Below are 16,092 nucleotides of genomic sequence, written 5' to 3' on the forward strand. Positions count from 1 at the left end.
TTGTCTTTGATTATACTCTAAAAGACAACGGGCTACAATTGTTTTAATATCCAAGAAAACTATTTTTCATAGATTTTCCTTTGACATTCAAAAATCCTGTGTAATTACGAACGAGCATCTGAGACTCAATCTGTTTGAGTGTCTCAAGAACAACACCGATGATAATGATCAGAGAAGTTCCCCCGAATGATACATTCGCTCCAAACACACCATTGAACACAAACGGAATTACCTGTACAATTACAAGTCCGCATGCACCAATAAAGATAATATAATTTAATATCTTATTTAAGTAGTCCACAGTAGGTTTTCCAGGTCTGATACCTGGGATAAATCCACCGCTTTTTTTCATATTATTTGCAATTTCCAACGGGTTAAAAGTAATGCTCGTATAGAAATATGCAAAGAAAATCGTAAGTACGATATATACTATAAGTCCCCAGGAATAGTAAATCTTATTCGGATTACACCAGTTTCCTGAACTTAAGCCTCTGAGGATTTCACTTCCGATGCCTTTTCCGTTGCCCTTGCCCATAAATGAAGCAATTACAACCGGGAACTGCATAATAGATGAAGCGAAAATAACCGGAATTACTCCGGCGGTATTAACCTTCAGCGGAATGTTCGTTGACTGTCCACCTACTGATTTTCTCCCCTGTACTTTCTGCGAATACTGAACCGGAATTCGTCTCTCCGCATCCTGAAGTATTACCGTAAATACTACAAGTACGAGAATGATTGCAATGATGATGATTGCTGCAAGTCCTCCACTGGCAAGACCTTTGCCGCTGATGAACTTCTCATACAGTGAGGTCATATCACTTGGAATGCGTGATAAAATGTTAATGAGCAGGACGATAGAAATACCATTTCCCACTCCTTTTTCTGTAATTCGTTCCCCGATCCACATAAGGAATGCAGATCCTGCAGTTAATGTAAGAACTACAATTGCAGCATTTACAAAATTGAACTTTTCCAGAAGTCCCTGACGTCCAAATCCAACAGCCATAGCTGTAGATTCAATCAGAGCAAGCACAACTGTCACATAACGAGTTAATGCGGTAAGCTTCTTTCTTCCATCTTCCCCTTCTTTCTGCATTTCCTCAAGCTTTGGAATTGCAATTGTAAGAAGCTGGATGATAATAGAAGATGTGATATACGGGGTAATACTCAATGCAAAGATGGACATCGTCTCAAACGAACCGCCGGTGAAAGCGTTAAAAAAGTTAAACGAATCACCGGTCTGGTTCGCAAAGAAATTCTGAATATAGGTCGGATCAACTCCCGGTGTCGGAAGCTGAGATCCGAGTCTTACTACAAACAGCATTGCAAGGGTATACAATATTTTTCTCCGTATGTCTTCAATCTGAAATGCTTTACGGAATGTTTGTAGCATTAGATCACCTCTGCTTTTCCACCAACAGCTTCAATCTTTTCTACAGCACCTGCGCTGAATGCATTTGCCTGAACAGTAAGCTTTTTGGTTAACTCTCCATTTCCAAGAATTTTAACACCATCTCTGGCATGTTTTACGATTCCTGCTTCAATCAGAGTTTCAACAGAAACTACTGCATCGTTGTCAAATACTTCAAGAGCACTGACATTGATTCCAACGATTTCCTTAGAGTTTCTGCAAGTGAAACCTCTCTTAGGAATACGTCTGTATAATGGCATCTGTCCACCTTCGAAACCTGGTCTCGGAGCTCCGGAACGAGCTTTCTGACCTTTGTGTCCCTTACCAGCAGTCTTACCATTTCCTGAGCCGTGTCCACGACCTCTTCTGAAATTATCGCTATGTTTTGATCCGTCAGCCGGTCTTAAATTAGATAAGTCCATTGTGACACCTCCTATCTAAGATTTATGCTTCTTCTTCTACTTTTACCAGATGTCTTACCTGCTGAACCATTCCTCTGGTTGCAGCGTTATCCGGAAGGACAACTGTCTTATTAACCTTCTTAAGGCCTAATGCTTCTACTGTTCTTCTGTGTTTCGGAACAGCACCGATTGTTGATTTTACTAATGTGATTTTTAAATTTGCCATTGTAATCTCCTCCCTAGCCTAAGATCTCTTCTACAGTTTTACCGCGAAGTTTAGCTACGTCTTCTGGAGCTTTCAGCTGACTTAAACCTTCGATAGTAGCAAGTACTACGTTCTGTTTGTTGTTAGATCCGAGAGATTTTGTACGGATGTTCTTGATACCTGCAAGTTCGATTACGGCACGAGCCGGTCCACCTGCGATAACACCAGTACCTTCCGGAGCTTTTTTCAGAAGTACAGAAGCACTTCCGAATTTTCCAATATAATCATGTGTAATACTGTCGTTTTCATCTAAAGTAACTTTGATAAGTTTCTTCATAGCATCTTCTTTTCCTTTGCGGATTGCTTCCGGAATTTCAGCTGCTTTTCCTAAACCTGCACCAACATGGCCGTTTCCGTCGCCAACAACTACTAAAGCTGTGAATCTCATGTTACGACCACCCTTAACAACTTTGGTAACACGTTTGATTGATACTACTTTTTCGGTAAGTTCTAACTGATTAGCATCAATACGTTCCTGTTTCATGTGTCCGTCCTCCTTCTAGAAATTCAAACCAGCTTCTCTTGCTGCGTCTGCTAATGCTTTGATTTTTCCGTGATAGATAAATCCTCCTCTGTCAAATACAACAGAAGTGATACCTTTCTCGATTGCTTTCTTTGCAATTACTGTTCCAAGGTATGCTGCTGCTTCAACGTTGTTGGTTTTTTCCAGTTCTGCTTTCACATCTTTCTGAAGAGTGGAAGCGGAAACCAGAGTGTTTCCAACTGTATCGTCAATAATCTGAGCATACATATGATTATTACTTCTAAACACAGCGAGACGCGGTCTTTCAGCTGTACCACTGAAACGGTTACGCAGTTTTCTATGTTTATTTACACGAACTTCGCTTCTTGATTTCTTACTAACCATTTGTTCACACTCTCCTTACTTATTTTTTACCAGTTTTACCAACTTTACGTCTGATAACTTCATCAGCATATTTGATTCCCTTGCCCTTATAAGGTTCCGGTCTTCTCTTATCTCTGATTTCAGCTGCGTACTGGCCAACTTTTTCTTTACTGATTCCCTTAACGATGATTTTGTTCTGTCCGTCAAGAACAGTTTCGATTCCTTCCGGATCTTCCATCTCAACCGGGTGAGAGTATCCCAAATTCAATGTTAATTTGTTTCCTGATTTGGAAGCTCTGTAACCTACACCGTTTACTTCAAGAACTTTTTCATATCCTTCAGTAACACCGATTACCATGTTGTTGATCAGTGTTCTTGTAAGACCATGAAGAGATTTCATCTTCTTGAGATCGTTCGGTCTTGTTACGATAACTTCTTCGCCTTCTTTTTTGATTTCCATTTCAACTGGAAGTTCTCTTACGAGAGTTCCCTTAGGACCTTTAACAGTCACTACATTCTTCTCTGCGATTTCAACAGTTACGCCTGCCGGGATCGCTACTGGATGTCTTCCGATACGTGACATACCTTTTACCTCCTACACTTACATTTTCGGAACAGCACCTTATGGCTGCTCTGTTTTCAGTTGCAATTTATTGAGTATCGAATGAAATCACAGGAAATATGATTTCATTCGTTTTCTCCATTTTATCTGGTTATTACCATACGAAGCAAAGAACTTCTCCGCCTACGCCAAGCTTTCTGGCTTCTTTGTCTGTAATCACGCCCTGGTTTGTAGAGATGATTGCAGTTCCAAGTCCTCCAAGTACTCTCGGAAGTTCGTCTTTACCAGCGTAAACACGAAGACCTGGTTTAGAAATCTTTTTGATTCCAGAAATAACTTTTTCGTTCTTATCTGCACCATATTTTAATGTGATGCGGATTGTGTTGAAGTTTCCTTCTTCTACGATGTCATATTTTGTGATGTATCCTTCGTTAACGAGAATGTCAGCGATAGCGATCTTCATCTTTGAAGCCGGAACATCTACTGTATCATGTTTTGCAGTGTTTGCGTTACGGATTCTTGTAAGCATATCTGCAATTGGATCACTCATAGTCATTGTGGATTATCCTCCTTTTCTACCAACTTGCTTTCTTTACGCCCGGAATTTCACCTTTGTATGCCAGTTCACGGAAGCATACACGGCAGATTCCATATTTTCTTAAATATGCATGTGGACGTCCACAGATTCTGCAACGATTATATTCTCTTGTAGAGAATTTCTGTTTGCGCTGCTGTTTCAGTTTCATTGCTGTCTTTGCCATGAAAATTTCCTCCTTATTTTGTGAATGGCATGTTGAACTGTGTTAACAATTCACGTGCTTCTTCGTCTGTATTAGCAGTTGTTACGAAGATAACATCCATACCTCTAACCTTATCTACTTTATCATATTCGATTTCTGGGAAGATAAGCTGCTCCTTGATACCAAGAGCGTAGTTACCTCTTCCGTCGAATGCGTTCGGATTAACTCCTCTAAAGTCACGTACACGAGGCAATGCAAGGTTGATGAGACGATCAACGAACTCATACATCTTTTCTCCTCTTAAAGTAACTTTGCATCCGATAGCCATTCCTTCACGGATTTTGAAGTTAGCTACTGAATTTTTAGCTCTGGTCAGAACTGCTTTCTGTCCAGTGATCTTTTCCATATCAGCTACAGCTGAGTCTAATGCTTTTGCATTGTCTTTTGCTTCGCCAACGCCCATGTTGATAACAACCTTGTCGAGCTTCGGCACTTCCATAATATTCTTATAACCAAATTTTTTGATCATTGCGTCAATGATCTCGTTCTGGTACTGTTCTTTAAGTCTACTCAAAGCCTTTGACCTCCTTCCTAGAACTAATCAATTACTTCGCCTGTTGATTTTGCAACACGTACTTTTTTGTCTCCATCAAGTTTGAAGCCTACTCTTGTAGCTTTTCCCTTGTGAACATACATTACGTTAGATGCATCGATCGGTCCTTCCTGATGAAGGATTCCGCCTTCCGGATTAGAAGCGCTTGGTTTAGCATGTTTTGTTCTCATGTTAACGCCTTCTACCAGGACTGTACCGTTTTTCTGATCTACTGCGATTACTTTGCCTTCTTTGTCTTTATCTTTTCCAGCGATAACTTTAACGGTATCGCCTTTTTTGATCTTCATTGTTGACATACTCGAACCTCCTTACAGTACTTCCGGAGCCAGTGAAACAATTTTCATAAATTGTTTCTCACGAAGTTCTCTGGCTACAGGTCCAAAAATACGAGTTCCTTTTGGGTTTTTGTCATCTTTAATAATAACAGCAGCATTTTCATCGAATCTGATGTATGATCCATCTTTACGACGAGTGCTGTTTACAGTACGAACAACTACAGCTTTAACGACATCACCTTTTTTAACAACGCCGCCTGGTGTTGCATCTTTAACCGAAGCAACGATTACATCACCGATAGCTGCATATCTTCTTGTAGAACCGCCTAATACACGGATACAGAGTAATTCTTTAGCACCTGTATTATCTGCTACTTTTAATCTGCTTTCTTGCTGTATCATGCAGGTAAACCTCCTTATACTTTTATCAAAGTCAAACTATTTAACTTTTTCTACGATTTCAACAAGTCTCCATCTCTTATCTTTAGATAACGGTCTTGTCTCCATAACTTTTACTCTATCACCAATATTGCATTCATTATTTTCATCATGCGCTTTCAGTTTGTAAGTTCTTTTTACGATCTTATTGTAAAGCGGATGTTTTACATGGTCTTCTACTGCAACGACGATTGTCTTGTCCATCTTGTTGCTTACAACCTTACCAACTCTCGTTTTTCTCAGGTTTCTTTCCACGGTTATACTCCTTTCTGAATATCACCTAATTAAGCATTCTGGCTTTTTTCTGTGATCACTGTCTGGATTCTTGCGATATTCTTTCTTACTTCTTTGATTCTGCTTGTATTATCTAACTGATTTGTTGCGTTCTGGAATCTCAGATTGAAGAGTTCCTTTTTAGCAGCTACTAATTCTTCATTTAATTCTGCAACAGATTTTGCTTTTAAATCTTCTACAAATGTCTTAATTTTCACTGTTATCACCGCCTTCTAAGTCTGCACGAGAAACGATTTTACATTTACATGGTAATTTGTGCATAGCAAGACGTAATGCTTCTTTCGCAACTTCTTCAGGTACTCCTGCAAGTTCGAACATTACACGTCCTGGCTTAACTACAGCTACCCAGTATTCAAGAGTTCCTTTTCCAGAACCCATACGTGTCTCAGCCGGTTTCGTTGTTACTGGTTTATCAGGGAAGATCTTGATCCAAACCTTACCACCACGTTTGATGTAACGTGTCATAGCGATACGGGCAGCTTCAATCTGGTTAGATCTGATCCAACATGGTTCCATTGCTACAAGACCATATTCACCGTTCGTGATCTTGTTTCCTCTTAATGCTTTACCTTTCATGGAGCCACGGAACTGTTTTCTACGTTTTACTCTTTTTGGCATTAACATTATTTATCGCTCCCTTCCTTACCTGCCTTTGTTGGAAGTACTTCGCCTTTGTAAATCCATACCTTAACACCAACTTTTCCGTAAGTTGTGTCTGCTTCAGCGAAGCCATAGTCAATGTCTGCTCTCAGTGTCTGAAGCGGAATAGTTCCTTCGCTGTAGAACTCTGTACGAGCCATATCAGCTCCGCCGAGACGTCCGGATACGGATGTCTTAACACCAAGTGCTCCTGATTTCATAGTTCTTGACATGCAAGATTTCATTGCACGACGGAAGGAAATACGATTTTCCAGCTGCTGTGCGATGTTTTCAGCAACGAGCTGAGCATCTTTGTCAGGTCTTTTTACTTCTTTGATGTCAACGATAACTTTCTTATCTGTCATTTTCTGAAGTTCAGCTTTTACTTTTTCGATCTCAGAACCGCCTTTACCGATTACAACACCCGGTTTAGCAGTATAAACGATGATCTTAACACGATCAGAAGCTCTTTCGATTTCAATCTTAGAAACTCCTGCGCTGTATAATTTATTCTTCAGAAATTTTCTGATTTTATGATCTTCTACTAAATAGTCAGCAAAATCTTTTTCTGCATACCATTTAGAGTCCCAGTCTTTGATAACACCGACTCTTAAGCCATGAGGATTAACTTTCTGTCCCATTATTGCCCTCCTTATCTTTCATTAAGCACAAGTGTAATATGACTCATTCTCTTTTCGATTCTGTAAGCTCTGCCCTGTGCTCTCGGTCTGATTCTCTTCATTGTTGGTCCTTTATTTGCGTAGCATTCCTCAATATAAAGGTTTTCAACACTCATACCGTTGTTATTCTCAGCATTTGCGATAGCTGATTCCAATAATTTCTTTATAATGCTTGAAGCGTATCTTGGATTGTATGTTAAAATACCAAGCGCTGTTGTTACATCCTTACCTCTGATGGCATCTAATACGAAGCATGCTTTCTGAACAGAAACTCTGGCGTAAGATAACTTAGCTGAAGGTCTGGTGTCCTTGTTTGCATTTCTTTCTCTCTTAATTTGACTTCTATGTCCTTTTGCCATGGGATGAAACCTCCTTTCAATACGTTAAATATTATCTAACTTTCGATTTCTTTTCGTCTTTTCCATGTCCTCTGTATGTTCTGGTTGCTACGAACTCTCCGAGTTTATGTCCAACCATATCTTCTGTTACATATACCGGAACATGTTTTCTTCCATCATGAACTGCGATTGTATGTCCAACCATAATCGGGAAGATTGTAGAACGACGAGACCATGTTTTGATAACACCCTTGTCTCCTGATGCGTTCATTGCTTCCACTTTCTTAAGCAGGCTTGCGTCTGCGAATGGTCCTTTTTTAAGTGAACGAGCCATAGGTTCTAACCTCCTTGAAAATTAACTATTTGATTCCTCTACCGTCTTTTCTTCTGATGATCAGCTTGTTAGACTGTTTGTTTTTCTTACGAGTCTTAAGACCAAGTGCCGGTTTACCCCAAGGAGTGCACGGACCCGGACGACCGATTCCAGTCTTACCTTCACCACCACCATGCGGATGATCATTCGGGTTCATAACGGAACCACGAACTGTAGGTCTGATACCCATGTGACGTTTACGTCCTGCTTTACCAATGTTTACAAGGTTGTGATCGCCATTTCCAACAACACCAACTGATGCGCGGCATTCGATCGGAACCATTCTCATTTCTCCTGAAGGAAGACGAAGTGTTGCATACTTTCCTTCTTTAGCCATGAGCTGTGCGCTGTTTCCTGCCGAACGAACCATCTGTCCGCCCTTTCCAGGATGAAGCTCAATGTTATGAACCTGTGTACCAACCGGGATAGCTGAAAGCGGCAGGCAGTTTCCTACTCTTACTTCTGCTTCTGGTCCGTTCATAACTTTCATTCCGTCTGTAAGTCCTTCTGGTGCGATGATGTAAGCTTTTTCTCCATCAGCGTAGCAGATAAGTGCAATGTTAGCACTTCTGTTCGGATCGTATTCGATTCCGATTACAGTTGCCGGAATTCCGTCTTTTTTACGTTTGAAGTCGATTACTCTATATTTTCTCTTAACTCCGCCTCCGCGGTGTCTAACAGTGATTTTACCCTGATTGTTACGTCCGGCAGTCTTGCTCAGAGAAACTACTAAAGATTTCTCCGGTGCTGTTTTTGTGATTTCTGAGAAATCAGAGCCGGTCATATGTCTTCTGGAAGGTGTATATGGGCGGTATGTTTTAATTCCCATTACTCTATCTCCTTTCGCATTTTGCTAGTTATTTTTGTCACGGATTTGCACCGTTTAGGTTCCAGTTTCTTACAGTCCCTGGAAGATTTCGATCTCTGCTGATTCTTCTGTCAGCTGAACGATTGCTTTCTTTGTCTTAGCTGTTTTTCCGAATGTCATGGTTCCGCGAACTCGTTTGTTCTTTCCGTCCATGTTGATTGTGTTAACGCCAGCAACTTTTGTTCCTGGGAACATTTTTTCTACAGCTTCTTTGATCTGAGTCTTATTAGCTTCTGTGTGTACAAGGAATGTGTATTTCTTGTCAGCCATAAGAGCCATTGTCTTTTCGGTTACTACCGGTTTAAGGATTACATCATAATACTGAATGTTTGCCATTATGCGTACACCTCCTCGATTGCCTGTACAGCAGCCTTAGTTGCGATTACTGTATTGTATTTCAGGATGTCATACACATTGATTGTGTTTGTCTTAGCAGTTTTAACATCAGCAATGTTTCTAGCTGAAAGTTCTGCGTTCTTGTTTCCGTCTTCCAGAACTACGAGAGCTTTGGATACTGACAGGTTATTAAGAACATCCTGGAATTTCTTTGTCTTGATTTCATCAAAGTTAATTTCATCAACAACGATGAATTTCTTTTCTTCTACTCTTGATGTCAGAGCGGATTTGAGAGCTGCTCTTCTTTCTTTCTTGTTAAGTTTGAAAGAGTAATCTCTCGGTGTCGGAGCGAATACTACTCCACCGCCTGTCCACTGCGGAGCTCTTGTAGATCCCTGTCTTGCATGACCGGTACCTTTCTGTCTCCATGGTTTTCTTCCGCCGCCGGAAACTTCTGAACGAGTTTTCGCTTTCTGTGTTCCCTGACGTTTATTTGCAAGCTGGCTTACAACTGCCATGTGTACAAGGTGTTCGTTTACTTCTACACCGAATACAGCATCATTTAAGTCGATTGTTCCAACTTCTTTACCTTCGATATTGTAAACAGATACGTTTGCCATCTGTATGTTCCTCCTTTCCTAGTGCCAATCTTAGATAGATTTTACAGATTCTTTAATCGTTACAAGAGATTTCTTTGGTCCCGGAACTGCGCCCTTAACCAGAAGAAGGTTGTTTTCAACGTCTACTCTTACGATTTCAAGGTTCTGAATTGTAATCTTCTTTGCTCCCATGTGTCCTGGCATCTTTTTGCCCTTAAATACTTTACTCGGGTCAGATGCAGCACCGTTGGAACCAGCATGACGATGGAACTTAGAACCGTGAGCCATAGGTCCTCTGTGCTGGTTGTGTCTCTTGATAGCACCCTGGAATCCTTTACCTTTGGAAATTGCTGTTGCGTCTACTTTGTCGCCAGCTTCAAAGATATCTGCTTTAATTTCCTGAGCTAACTGATATTCATCAGCGTTCTCGAATTTGAATTCTCTTACAAATCTCTTTCCTGTTACTCCGGCTTTATCAAAGTGTCCTTTTTCAGCCTTTGTAACACCGTGTCTGTGCACGATTTCTTTCTTTCCGTTCTTGTCAACGTTAACAATTTTGTCTTTCTTGTCAACGAATCCAACCTGAACTGCGCTGTATCCGTCATTTTCAACGGTTTTGATCTGTGTTACAACACATGGTCCAGCCTGAAGAACAGTTACCGGAGTAAGTACTCCATCTTCGTTGAAGATTTGAGTCATTCCGACTTTGGTAGCTAAGATAGCTTTCTTCATTTTATTTTACCTCCTGTGATTTACAGCGGAACGCCCTTATGGGTGTTCATCCTAAATATTAGGAACTACTGTGTTTTAATTTATTAGAACTTATTTGTTCTTCATTTTGATATCGATGTATACACCAGCTGGCATTTCCAGTCTTGACAGAGCATCTACAGTCTTCTGTGTCGGTGCAATGATATCGATCAGTCTCTTATGAGTTCTCTGTTCGAACTGTTCTCTGGAATCTTTGTATTTGTGAACCGCTCTTAAGATTGTTACAACTTCCTTCTTTGTCGGAAGCGGTACCGGTCCGCTAACCTTTGCTCCATTTTTCTTTACAGTTTCGATAATTTTCTTGGCAGATGCATCTACAAGCTGATGATCATATGCCTTCAATGTGATTCTCATTACTTGACTTGCCATAAAAAAAGTCGCCTCCTTTTCGTACTTAAACCTCAGTACGACAAGCGGTGACTGTACACTTCCCCGTGTGTGTCGTGAGAAACTCACACGTTGTTACTGCATCTCAGCAGCTGTTATGATTTCGTACAGTGACTTGTCGCCAGTTTCCTAACTTGACATTCGCTCCACGGAAAACCTGCCATTCTTCTCGGCAGCAACCTCGCGCTTCTTTGCTATCATGTCACAGCTTTTTTAGTATACCCGATGTTTCTGCATTTTGCAAGCATTTTATTTTATTTTTTGTACTTTTTTTCATACAAAATTTTCTTAAAAAATCTTCTCCTTTTGTGCTATTTTTCTTATTCCCTTTTTGCGGTATAATATTCTCATATTCAGCGGGGTACCAGATCCATAGGCTTCTTCGCTAAATGCAGCCTGTCTCACATGAAGTGATCGAGAAAATCGTAGAAGCAAGTGCCTACGCTCCATCCTGGAAGAATACGCAGACAGCAAGATATATTATAATAGAAGAAACAGCTCTCAAAGACAGGATTGCCAGAGAAGCTGTTATGGGATTTGAATGGAATACAGGCATCATTCTTGGTGCACCGGTACTGGTTGTTCTCGCTTCCGTTCCGGGAAAAAGCGGTTACGAAAAGGACGGAGCTTATTCCACCTCAAAAAAGGATAAATGGGAAATGTTTGATGCCGGTATCGCTGCGCAGACCTTCCAGCTCGCTGCACACGAATGTGGAATCGGTTCTGTTGTCATGGGCATCTTCGATGAAACACAAGTAAAAGAAATTCTCAGTCTCGATGACAGCCTGAATGTATCTGCCCTGATTGCAATCGGTCATCCGGCTGTCAGCCCAACTGTTCCGGCACGTAAATCAGTCCAGGAGCTGCTCCAATACCGTTAATCTCTCACTGTCGTACAGTTGACCGTGTTGTACATATTCTAATACACAAATTATCTAGAAATTTACCAGTTTCTTGTTGACACTACTGTGATAAAGTGATATAGTGTAACCAACTTAATCAGAGAGCTAAACCAAAGGCGGTTTCCAACACGAGGATACCGCTATTTTAAAAAGACTTGATTAAGCTACAACATTGGTTGTTATTGCAGTTATATTGTTGCCGGTCGTTTCCCCCAAGAATGATCTTGCAATGATAAAACTCCAATTTATATATACATCCTCTTTGTAGGAGCATTCCCCAGCTTTGTATATAAGGCAAACTGCAATGCAACGAGGAAAAACCTCTCAATGACATACCAAAAAGAAAAGACATGACCTCGAGGGGTCATGTTTTTTCTTTCCAAAAGTAAAGGAGACGTGAAAATATGAGTAGTTCAAGACCAATAGATAACCCGAAAGATCCCCGTACAGACGAAAAACCCGTATTTTCAAAAGAGCTGGTGCAGGAAGATCTGAAAGATGAATTCAAAGCAGGCTCCAACTCCGAATGGGCCGCTGATTCCCAGGATGAACTCGAAGACTGGATTGAGGAGCAGGGGATTCAACTGAGATATTAATTCCATTCACAGGAATATTTTCAAAGAGCGGCTGGAAAATCGATTATATGATTTCCCAGCCGCTCTTTATTATACTTTATTTTTCACTCACGAAAATAAACTTCACACTTCCATCCATTCCATCTGCAATTCCAGAGAAGTTCTTATATTCTTTAGATGCATCAAGAAGTTCATTTGCTTTATTAAGAAGTTCATCAATATCGCCATCAAATACGCTTACAAGCTTTTTAATTCCTTCTTCATTAAACTGAATCATACCACTGTTTAATTCGGCTGCGCCAGAATCAAGTTTCTCAACACCGGAAATCAATGGTGCTATGTTGCTCTGAAGAGTGTTAAGACCTGTCGAAAGTGCGACAGCTCCGCTGTCAAGTTTAAGTGCACCTGCTGCAAGCTGACCAGATCCATTTGCAACAGTCTGTGCTCCGGCATTTGCTGTCTTCATATTCGTATTTAAAGTAGCACTTCCCGCACTTACTTGTGAAGCTCCGGCACTTAATGTTCCGAGTCCCGAATTCAGATCTTGTGTTCCTGCAAGTAAATTTCCACTTCCATCTAAGAGCTGTTTTGTTCCAGCTGTAAGCTGAGTCTTCATACTTCCAACACCGCCTTGAAGCTCTGTTGCTCCAGCTCCCAGAAGTTCCAGTGCCTCTTCTAACGAGCCGGCTCCTCCTTGTATATTTTGTAATCCTGCAACAACCTGACTTGCTCCGGATCCGATGCTTCCGAGGTTATCAGATAAATTTTTCGCACCTGCTGCAAGTTCATTCGCACCTGCTGATGCCTGGGTAATTCCGCTGTTCACAGCTTGCTGCTGTGTTTGAAGTCCACTTATAACATTATTCAGTACAGCCTGCTGCTCCGGTGTTGCTGACTCAAAAAGACTTGTCAGTGCTGCAATCATTGCTGAATTATCATTCCCTGCCGCAATCTGATCAAGTGAACTTTTAAGATTTGCCGCTCCGTCCGCAAGTCCGCTGGCTCCTGTCTGTGCCTGTGTAATTCCACCACTTACACTCTGCGCACCTTCTGCAGCACTTGCAGCTCCATTTTTCAGATTTTCTGCTCCGGCTTTAGCCTGTTTAATTCCACCATTCAGTTGTTCTGCACCACTGCTCAAAGAATCCACACCTGCACCAACCTGGTTTTGCATTTGTGCAATTCCATTATTCAGATCTTTTGCTCCGCTTTCAAGTTTAGCTGCTCCCGCACTGGCATTTTGTGCTCCTGCCTCAACCTGTGCTGCCCCTGTTTTCAAACTTTCTGTACCATCTGCCAGTTGACTCGTTCCTTTTGCAAGACTCTTACTTCCATCGGCCAATGTGTTTGCCCCACTGACCAGACTTCCTGTTCCACTTGCCAGTTCCTTTCCGCCGCTTGCCAGCTGATCTACTCCGCTTACCAGTGTTCCTGATGAAGAAAGCAGTGTATCCAGTCCGTCTTTTAGTTCTCCGGAGCCGCTGACAAGTTTGTTCGATGCATCTTGAAGTTCTGTCATAGAATCCTTCAGTTCATCCAGGCTGTCAAATTTATCGGTACCTACTTCATTGAACACTTCGTTTGTTGCAACTGTAACGGCTTCTACTTTTTCGTAATCTGTCACATCTGCTTCTACTGTAAAGGAATCCGGGATATCCAGATCATCCACCTTGCTACTAACTGATGTAAGCTGTTCTTTCAACTGTGGAAGTCCCATTCCGATCACGATATCTCTGTCACCATCTGAGATTACTTTTCCATTATCAACGGTTACATTTGAAAACTTCTCTCCATCCATCAGAAGTCCGGTTGCCATCAAAAATGGTGTGTATTTCCCGCTGTCAGCACTTGTATTCTGATATTCATAATGAATCTTTAAGTGTCCACTCTTTCCTTCCAGATCATCTGCGCTGACTTTCTTTCCGTCAAGTTCATAAGTAACCTTCATTCCTACAGGAATCTTCTTTGTGGTTGTTCCCTGATAACAGATATCTTTCTTATCTCCCTGCCATACCAGTTTACCGTTATTTTCAGAAAAGGTTTCATCACCTTTTACATTCTTGATATCTTTCAGATCTGATACATCATCGATTGTTCCAAGACTCGAAATATTTTTCAGCTGATCCGATACCGTAACATCTTTCTGGTTTCCTGCGTCATCTACTTTTACATATACAGTCTCATCTTTTACAGGTGTTGCGCTGCTGCTTGTTTTTGTTTCGCTTGTTTTCTTTGTCTCTGTACTTTTATCTTTATTATCTGCCGCCTGTACATTTACAGATGTTCCTGCAATATTTCCAACTACAAGTGATGCCATAAGTGCAAGTGTAACTAATACTCTGTATTCCCTGTTCTTCATGTTTAAAAACCTCCTGTAAGCCTCTACTGACTTTCCTGTCGGTATGCCTTCTTCTTTTTTGACTACTGGTCATTTTCTAGCTCGCACTTACTATAACTCAAAAATGACCACAAGTCAATATTTTTCTACAAAAAAGTTGACGCTGAGTCATTTTGATTTTATAATAAAGATAATTCAAAGGAAAAGAGGAATGAATCATGGGAAAAGTAGATGAAAACAAGCATCAGAAAATGGATGCTCTCTTTCAAAGCGCATACGATTTATTTCTGAATCAGGGAATCGAGAAAACATCAATCAGCGATATAGCAAAAAAGGCCGGAGTTGCGAAAGGAACGTTCTATTTATATTTTGCAGACAAATACGAGATACGCGACCGGCTGATCGCACGGACAGCCAGCCGACTTTTCCATAGAGCACACAAAGCTCTGGAGACAGCCGACATCCCCGAATTCGAAGATAAGATTATTTTTATTGTAGATTACGTTTTAAATGCCATGCAGAAAAATAAACTGATTCTGAGATTTATCTCTAAGAATCTCAGCTGGGGCATTTTCAGACAGGCTATCACCAATAATACGCAGGATGATGAGGGTGAAATTCTTGCATATTTTAGTAATATCCTTCTGGATCATCCGACAATCAAACTTCGTGCGCCGGAAACTATGCTGTTTCTGATCATAGAACTTGCAAGTTCTACTTCATACAGCACGATCCTGGACAACGATCCGATGTCGTTTGAAGAATTGAAGCCATATCTTAACGAAAGTATCCGCGCGATCATCCGTAACCATATTATCGAAGATACCGCAGAAAATTAAACAACAAAAGTCCTGTCAGAATCCGAATATCGAATCCGGATTCTCAGCAGGACTTTTCTATATCTTCTTTCCCTGCCAGCTTTACTTTTGACAGTTTTCTTCAAATTTCAAAACCTTAACGCTTCTCATTTTTCCGCATTTTCAGCTTCAGCATTGCAGTAACCTTTTTCGCATCCAGCTCCGTCACATTATTTTCTCCGAGTACATCTGTCTCAATGCCCTCTTCACTTTTATTGATATCCAGAATTTCTCCCAGATGATCATTTTCTACCACAAACTGGCCAACTGTACCACTGAATTTCAGACCGGTTACCGGAATTCCTCTGATTTCCATCTGTTCAGCCGTATTTGCGAAATCTACGTCACTGTTTCCCCATCCATCGGACGACAGGATAACTCCGTCTGCCCGCATAGCTTCCGCCCATACTGCCGCACGGGTTCCAACAAGCAATTTATCTGTATTATCATCCGGCGTTCCAACAATTATGATTCCCATCAGATCCAGATCTTCATCCGATGATACCACATCAAGAAGAGGATCCCTGAAATGGTGTAGTGATGTTTCCTTTGTCGATGGTCCAATTCCCATAATCGCACC

Annotated in this window: 27 protein-coding genes; 3 read left to right on the top strand and 24 right to left on the bottom strand. The window is 41.1% G+C overall.

Annotation, left to right across the window (positions count from 1 at the left end):
• Positions 1–43 precede the first annotated feature (43 nt).
• The 22 genes from secY to rpsJ all read right to left on the bottom strand — a co-directional run bounded on the left by secY (position 44) and on the right by rpsJ (position 10,822).
• Positions 44–1,396, bottom strand: a complete 1,353-nt coding sequence (gene secY, locus PG840_RS04440; protein WP_055157798.1) for a preprotein translocase subunit SecY — start codon at positions 1,394–1,396, stop codon at positions 44–46.
• Complete coding sequence (gene rplO / locus PG840_RS04445; RefSeq protein ID WP_008372558.1) at positions 1,396–1,836, bottom strand: 50S ribosomal protein L15; 441 nt, start codon at positions 1,834–1,836, stop codon at positions 1,396–1,398. Before rplO ends, secY begins: the two co-directional genes overlap by 1 nt.
• A 22-nt stretch (positions 1,837–1,858) precedes the next feature.
• On the bottom strand, positions 1,859–2,041 hold the full coding sequence (gene rpmD / locus PG840_RS04450; protein ID WP_008372557.1) for a 50S ribosomal protein L30: 183 nt from the start codon (positions 2,039–2,041) through the stop codon (positions 1,859–1,861).
• Positions 2,042–2,054: 13 nt separating this feature from the next.
• Complete coding sequence (gene rpsE / locus PG840_RS04455; RefSeq protein ID WP_008372554.1) at positions 2,055–2,564, bottom strand: 30S ribosomal protein S5; 510 nt, start codon at positions 2,562–2,564, stop codon at positions 2,055–2,057.
• Between the two features lie 15 nt (positions 2,565–2,579).
• Positions 2,580–2,948 (bottom strand): 50S ribosomal protein L18, encoded by a 369-nt coding sequence (gene rplR / locus PG840_RS04460; RefSeq protein ID WP_008372552.1) that lies wholly within the window; start codon positions 2,946–2,948, stop codon positions 2,580–2,582.
• Between the two features lie 19 nt (positions 2,949–2,967).
• Positions 2,968–3,510 carry a 50S ribosomal protein L6 gene (rplF, locus tag PG840_RS04465; protein WP_008372550.1) on the bottom strand — a complete coding sequence of 181 codons (543 nt, stop codon included), beginning with the start codon at positions 3,508–3,510 and terminating at the stop codon, positions 2,968–2,970.
• A gap of 133 nt (positions 3,511–3,643) precedes the next feature.
• Positions 3,644–4,045 (bottom strand): 30S ribosomal protein S8, encoded by a 402-nt coding sequence (rpsH, locus tag PG840_RS04470; protein ID WP_008372548.1) that lies wholly within the window; start codon positions 4,043–4,045, stop codon positions 3,644–3,646.
• Positions 4,046–4,064: 19 nt separating this feature from the next.
• Positions 4,065–4,250 carry a type Z 30S ribosomal protein S14 gene (locus tag PG840_RS04475; protein WP_008372546.1) on the bottom strand — a complete coding sequence of 62 codons (186 nt, stop codon included), beginning with the start codon at positions 4,248–4,250 and terminating at the stop codon, positions 4,065–4,067.
• 13 nt (positions 4,251–4,263) lie between these two features.
• Positions 4,264–4,803, bottom strand: coding sequence for a 50S ribosomal protein L5 (gene rplE / locus PG840_RS04480; RefSeq protein WP_008372545.1), 540 nt, complete (start codon positions 4,801–4,803; stop codon positions 4,264–4,266).
• Between the two features lie 23 nt (positions 4,804–4,826).
• Positions 4,827–5,138, bottom strand: a complete 312-nt coding sequence (rplX, locus tag PG840_RS04485) for a 50S ribosomal protein L24 (RefSeq protein ID WP_022220190.1) — start codon at positions 5,136–5,138, stop codon at positions 4,827–4,829.
• Positions 5,139–5,150: 12 nt separating this feature from the next.
• Positions 5,151–5,519 carry a 50S ribosomal protein L14 gene (gene rplN / locus PG840_RS04490; protein WP_008372541.1) on the bottom strand — a complete coding sequence of 123 codons (369 nt, stop codon included), beginning with the start codon at positions 5,517–5,519 and terminating at the stop codon, positions 5,151–5,153.
• A 36-nt stretch (positions 5,520–5,555) separates the two neighbouring features.
• On the bottom strand, positions 5,556–5,810 hold the full coding sequence (gene rpsQ / locus PG840_RS04495; protein WP_022220191.1) for a 30S ribosomal protein S17: 255 nt from the start codon (positions 5,808–5,810) through the stop codon (positions 5,556–5,558).
• Positions 5,811–5,839: 29 nt separating this feature from the next.
• Positions 5,840–6,046 (bottom strand): 50S ribosomal protein L29, encoded by a 207-nt coding sequence (gene rpmC / locus PG840_RS04500; protein WP_008372537.1) that lies wholly within the window; start codon positions 6,044–6,046, stop codon positions 5,840–5,842.
• A complete protein-coding gene (rplP, locus tag PG840_RS04505) occupies positions 6,036–6,473 on the bottom strand; it encodes a 50S ribosomal protein L16 (protein WP_008372535.1) in 438 nt (145 codons plus the stop codon). The genes rpmC and rplP overlap by 11 nt, the downstream gene beginning before the upstream one ends.
• The gene (gene rpsC / locus PG840_RS04510) at positions 6,473–7,129 is read right to left on the bottom strand and encodes a 30S ribosomal protein S3 (RefSeq protein WP_008372532.1); all 657 of its coding nucleotides are present in this window, start codon (positions 7,127–7,129) and stop codon (positions 6,473–6,475) included. The genes rplP and rpsC overlap by 1 nt, the downstream gene beginning before the upstream one ends.
• 11 nt (positions 7,130–7,140) lie before the next feature.
• On the bottom strand, positions 7,141–7,527 hold the full coding sequence (rplV, locus tag PG840_RS04515; protein ID WP_008372530.1) for a 50S ribosomal protein L22: 387 nt from the start codon (positions 7,525–7,527) through the stop codon (positions 7,141–7,143).
• A 31-nt stretch (positions 7,528–7,558) separates the two neighbouring features.
• Entirely contained in the window at positions 7,559–7,840 is a 282-nt protein-coding gene (rpsS, locus tag PG840_RS04520) for a 30S ribosomal protein S19 (protein ID WP_008372528.1), read from the bottom strand.
• A gap of 25 nt (positions 7,841–7,865) precedes the next feature.
• Entirely contained in the window at positions 7,866–8,708 is an 843-nt protein-coding gene (gene rplB / locus PG840_RS04525) for a 50S ribosomal protein L2 (RefSeq protein ID WP_055157800.1), read from the bottom strand.
• A gap of 69 nt (positions 8,709–8,777) precedes the next feature.
• Positions 8,778–9,083, bottom strand: a complete 306-nt coding sequence (gene rplW, locus PG840_RS04530; RefSeq protein ID WP_008372525.1) for a 50S ribosomal protein L23 — start codon at positions 9,081–9,083, stop codon at positions 8,778–8,780.
• Complete coding sequence (gene rplD, locus PG840_RS04535) at positions 9,083–9,703, bottom strand: 50S ribosomal protein L4 (protein ID WP_008372524.1); 621 nt, start codon at positions 9,701–9,703, stop codon at positions 9,083–9,085. Before rplD ends, rplW begins: the two co-directional genes overlap by 1 nt.
• A gap of 30 nt (positions 9,704–9,733) precedes the next feature.
• Positions 9,734–10,414 carry a 50S ribosomal protein L3 gene (gene rplC, locus PG840_RS04540; protein ID WP_055297549.1) on the bottom strand — a complete coding sequence of 227 codons (681 nt, stop codon included), beginning with the start codon at positions 10,412–10,414 and terminating at the stop codon, positions 9,734–9,736.
• A gap of 90 nt (positions 10,415–10,504) precedes the next feature.
• Positions 10,505–10,822, bottom strand: coding sequence for a 30S ribosomal protein S10 (gene rpsJ, locus PG840_RS04545; RefSeq protein WP_008372521.1), 318 nt, complete (start codon positions 10,820–10,822; stop codon positions 10,505–10,507).
• Between the two features lie 407 nt (positions 10,823–11,229).
• On the opposite strand from rpsJ, the gene PG840_RS04550 reads away from it, so the two are divergent.
• Together PG840_RS04550 and PG840_RS04555 are read left to right on the top strand one after the other, a co-directional pair.
• Positions 11,230–11,721 carry a nitroreductase family protein gene (locus tag PG840_RS04550; RefSeq protein ID WP_118198919.1) on the top strand — a complete coding sequence of 164 codons (492 nt, stop codon included), beginning with the start codon at positions 11,230–11,232 and terminating at the stop codon, positions 11,719–11,721.
• A 425-nt stretch (positions 11,722–12,146) separates the two neighbouring features.
• Entirely contained in the window at positions 12,147–12,338 is a 192-nt protein-coding gene (locus PG840_RS04555) for a hypothetical protein (protein ID WP_008372514.1), read from the top strand.
• A 76-nt stretch (positions 12,339–12,414) separates the two neighbouring features.
• Here PG840_RS04555 and PG840_RS04560 read toward each other — a convergent pair whose 3' ends face one another.
• Positions 12,415–14,676, bottom strand: a complete 2,262-nt coding sequence (locus tag PG840_RS04560; protein ID WP_270203897.1) for a hypothetical protein — start codon at positions 14,674–14,676, stop codon at positions 12,415–12,417.
• Between the two features lie 197 nt (positions 14,677–14,873).
• Between PG840_RS04560 and PG840_RS04565 the strand changes: the two genes are divergently transcribed.
• Entirely contained in the window at positions 14,874–15,494 is a 621-nt protein-coding gene (locus PG840_RS04565) for a TetR/AcrR family transcriptional regulator (protein WP_118198916.1), read from the top strand.
• Between the two features lie 115 nt (positions 15,495–15,609).
• On the opposite strand, the gene PG840_RS04570 is transcribed toward PG840_RS04565, so the two are convergent.
• Positions 15,610–16,083: a glycine/sarcosine/betaine reductase component B subunit gene (locus tag PG840_RS04570; protein ID WP_055158009.1), complete on the bottom strand. Its 474-nt coding sequence runs from the start codon at positions 16,081–16,083 to the stop codon at positions 15,610–15,612.
• Positions 16,084–16,092 lie beyond the last annotated feature (9 nt).

This window comes from Coprococcus sp. AM97-35, assembly GCF_027697525.1.
Taxonomy (GTDB): Bacteria; Bacillota; Clostridia; order Lachnospirales; family Lachnospiraceae; genus Allocoprococcus; species Allocoprococcus comes.

What these genes read in the sequence shown, in the direction of transcription:
- PG840_RS04560 (WP_270203897.1), bottom strand. Translation starts at nt 14,676, where the DNA reads ATGAAGAACAGGGAATACAGAGTATTAGTTACACTTGCACTTATGGCA.
- rpsE (WP_008372554.1), bottom strand. Translation starts at nt 2,564, where the DNA reads ATGAAACAGGAACGTATTGATGCTAATCAGTTAGAACTTACCGAAAAA.
- rpmD (WP_008372557.1), bottom strand. Translation starts at nt 2,041, where the DNA reads ATGGCAAATTTAAAAATCACATTAGTAAAATCAACAATCGGTGCTGTT.
- rpsJ (WP_008372521.1), bottom strand. Translation starts at nt 10,822, where the DNA reads ATGGCAAGTCAAGTAATGAGAATCACATTGAAGGCATATGATCATCAG.
- PG840_RS04565 (WP_118198916.1), top strand. Translation starts at nt 14,874, where the DNA reads ATGGGAAAAGTAGATGAAAACAAGCATCAGAAAATGGATGCTCTCTTT.
- rpsS (WP_008372528.1), bottom strand. Translation starts at nt 7,840, where the DNA reads ATGGCTCGTTCACTTAAAAAAGGACCATTCGCAGACGCAAGCCTGCTT.
- rplO (WP_008372558.1), bottom strand. Translation starts at nt 1,836, where the DNA reads ATGGACTTATCTAATTTAAGACCGGCTGACGGATCAAAACATAGCGAT.
- rpsC (WP_008372532.1), bottom strand. Translation starts at nt 7,129, where the DNA reads ATGGGACAGAAAGTTAATCCTCATGGCTTAAGAGTCGGTGTTATCAAA.
- PG840_RS04570 (WP_055158009.1), bottom strand. Translation starts at nt 16,083, where the DNA reads ATGGGAATTGGACCATCGACAAAGGAAACATCACTACACCATTTCAGG.
- PG840_RS04555 (WP_008372514.1), top strand. Translation starts at nt 12,147, where the DNA reads ATGAGTAGTTCAAGACCAATAGATAACCCGAAAGATCCCCGTACAGAC.
- rpsH (WP_008372548.1), bottom strand. Translation starts at nt 4,045, where the DNA reads ATGACTATGAGTGATCCAATTGCAGATATGCTTACAAGAATCCGTAAC.
- rplB (WP_055157800.1), bottom strand. Translation starts at nt 8,708, where the DNA reads ATGGGAATTAAAACATACCGCCCATATACACCTTCCAGAAGACATATG.
- rplF (WP_008372550.1), bottom strand. Translation starts at nt 3,510, where the DNA reads ATGTCACGTATCGGAAGACATCCAGTAGCGATCCCGGCAGGCGTAACT.
- rplC (WP_055297549.1), bottom strand. Translation starts at nt 10,414, where the DNA reads ATGAAGAAAGCTATCTTAGCTACCAAAGTCGGAATGACTCAAATCTTC.
- rplD (WP_008372524.1), bottom strand. Translation starts at nt 9,703, where the DNA reads ATGGCAAACGTATCTGTTTACAATATCGAAGGTAAAGAAGTTGGAACA.
- rplX (WP_022220190.1), bottom strand. Translation starts at nt 5,138, where the DNA reads ATGTCAACAATGAAGATCAAAAAAGGCGATACCGTTAAAGTTATCGCT.
- PG840_RS04475 (WP_008372546.1), bottom strand. Translation starts at nt 4,250, where the DNA reads ATGGCAAAGACAGCAATGAAACTGAAACAGCAGCGCAAACAGAAATTC.
- rplP (WP_008372535.1), bottom strand. Translation starts at nt 6,473, where the DNA reads ATGTTAATGCCAAAAAGAGTAAAACGTAGAAAACAGTTCCGTGGCTCC.
- PG840_RS04550 (WP_118198919.1), top strand. Translation starts at nt 11,230, where the DNA reads ATGCAGCCTGTCTCACATGAAGTGATCGAGAAAATCGTAGAAGCAAGT.
- rplW (WP_008372525.1), bottom strand. Translation starts at nt 9,083, where the DNA reads ATGGCAAACATTCAGTATTATGATGTAATCCTTAAACCGGTAGTAACC.
- rplN (WP_008372541.1), bottom strand. Translation starts at nt 5,519, where the DNA reads ATGATACAGCAAGAAAGCAGATTAAAAGTAGCAGATAATACAGGTGCT.
- rplR (WP_008372552.1), bottom strand. Translation starts at nt 2,948, where the DNA reads ATGGTTAGTAAGAAATCAAGAAGCGAAGTTCGTGTAAATAAACATAGA.
- secY (WP_055157798.1), bottom strand. Translation starts at nt 1,396, where the DNA reads ATGCTACAAACATTCCGTAAAGCATTTCAGATTGAAGACATACGGAGA.
- rplV (WP_008372530.1), bottom strand. Translation starts at nt 7,527, where the DNA reads ATGGCAAAAGGACATAGAAGTCAAATTAAGAGAGAAAGAAATGCAAAC.